The 2,005-nt window shown below is 64.9% G+C and carries 1 protein-coding gene; it reads left to right on the plus strand.

What is annotated here, in order from left to right:
* Nucleotides 1-552 precede the first annotated feature (552 nt).
* Nucleotides 553-1,890: a group II intron reverse transcriptase/maturase gene (gene ltrA / locus K8I01_12235; protein ID MBZ0221185.1), complete on the plus strand. Its 1,338-nt coding sequence runs from the start codon at nucleotides 553-555 to the stop codon at nucleotides 1,888-1,890.
* Nucleotides 1,891-2,005: the final 115 nt, after the last annotated feature.

Consider the following 2,005-nt stretch of genomic DNA (forward strand, 5'->3'; position numbering starts at 1 on the left):
ATGGTGTGTCCTGAACAAGCCCTGCTCGTGGCAGGGCCAAGCTGTGTCGAGCTTGCGGGTGCGAGTCCCGCCGCGGCAAGCGCCGAAGCACCGCGTAGCAGGCTCCAGCCCGGGCAAGAGATTGCCCGTGCCGAGCGGAGCGTCGAGAGCCCGCGTCGAGGCGTATGCCTTGGACGAGGGGAGCAAAGTCGCAGGCCCAATCCGAAAGGGTGAACCTTGCAGCCTCGTGAGATTAGAGACCCGAAAGGTGGGAAGGCCGAGCCGGTCATGTCGCGGCGAAGGCAACAGACTGCGTCCGAGCACGGAGCGGCGCAGGACTTCCCCGGGGTAGAGAGGAGGGCATGCGACGACAGTCCGACACGGAACAGGAGAGGCCCTACCCGGCGGCCGACGTCAGGCGAAGGCGAGCTGCATAAGCCGAGTGCGAAAGTGGCTCGTGCCGGGAGGGAGTCCGAAGGGTTCGTAGTACCAACGATGCCGGCGGCCACAACGCCGGCGGAGGGAAGGGGCCCGACTTTGGTCGCGCGCGTGGCTGGGGGTAAGTGCGAGGGCATGGCCGCGAGGCCCAACAACTCCGTAGAGAAAGTACGAGAACTCCAACACGCGCTCTTTCGTGCCGCCAAGCGAGACCCTGGGCGGCGTTTCCACGCGCTGTTCGATCGGATCTGCCGGAGTGACGTCCTGCAGAGGGCGTGGGAACGAGTGCGGAGCAACGATGGCGCTGCCGGCATCGACGGCTTGTCGCTGGCGATGATCGAGCAGCAAGGCGTCGCGCAGTTCCTCGCGGAAGCGCGCGACGAGATCCGGTCCGGGCACTACCGACCGCAGCCGGTGCGGCGCGTGTGGATCCCGAAGCCGGACGGCAGGCAGCGACCGTTGGGCATCCCGACGGTCAAGGACCGGGTGGTGCAGATGGCGACGAAGCTCGTGATCGAACCGATCTACGAGGCCGGCTTCGAAGCGTGCAGCTATGGATTCCGCCCCAAGCGGAGCGCCACGGACGCACTGGAGAAGCTACGCATCGAAGGCGGGCGAGGTCGCTACTTCGTCGTCGACGGCGACATCCAGAGCTTCTTCGACACGATCGACAAGACCGTGCTGATGGAACTGGTGGGCCGCCGCATCTGCGACCGCCGCGTGCTGAAGCTGCTTCGGAAGTGGCTGGACGCAGGCGTGATGGAGGAAGGCAACGTGCGGCACGCAGCCACGGGGACTCCCCAGGGCGGCGTGATCTCGCCGTTGCTCGCCAACATCTACCTGCACGAACTCGATCGTGAGTGGCAGCGGGACTGTCAGCATCTCGGCGTCCTCGTGCGATACGCGGACGATTTCGTGGTGCTGTGCAGGACCGAGTCCCAGGCGAACGAGGCGATGCGACGGCTGCGCGAGATCTTCGCGCGCCTGAAACTCACGCTGCATCCGGAGAAGACGAAGCTCGTGCAGATCGGGCTCGGCAAGGACGGCTTCGATTTCCTCGGCTGTCACCTGCGGATCGTGAAGTCCCGCTTCAAGGGGCGCACGTATCTGTTTCGGTGGCCGTCGCTGAAGTCGATGAAGAAGGTCCGCAGCCGGGTGCGCGAACTGACGGACCGCCGCCGCCGTGCTGGTCTGAAGGATGTCGACGAGGTGATCGCTGACCTCAACCCCATGCTGAAGGGCTGGGGCAACTACTTCAGGACCGGCAACGCGAGCAAGCAGTTCAACCAGATCGACCACTACGTCTGGCGGCGCATCATCCGCATGCTCGGCAAGCAGCGTGGCTTTCACGGCCATCGGCTCGCCTGGCGGGTATCGCAGCAACGACGTGCATGGCCGATGGAGAAGCTGCGGGAGCGCGGCCTGCACAAGCTGCTCGGCACGATCCAATACCCAGGGAGCAAGACGGCATGAACAAGACCATCGGTCAGCCGTGTGCGGGAAAATCGCACGCACGGTTGGAACGGGGGGCTTGGTTGCTGCGGCCTTGCTTCTTCAACAAGGTCCAGTAACCAAGCTCTACCAATGC

The organism is Deltaproteobacteria bacterium (genome assembly GCA_019912665.1).
Lineage (GTDB): Bacteria > Desulfobacterota > GWC2-55-46 > GWC2-55-46 > GWC2-55-46 > UBA5799.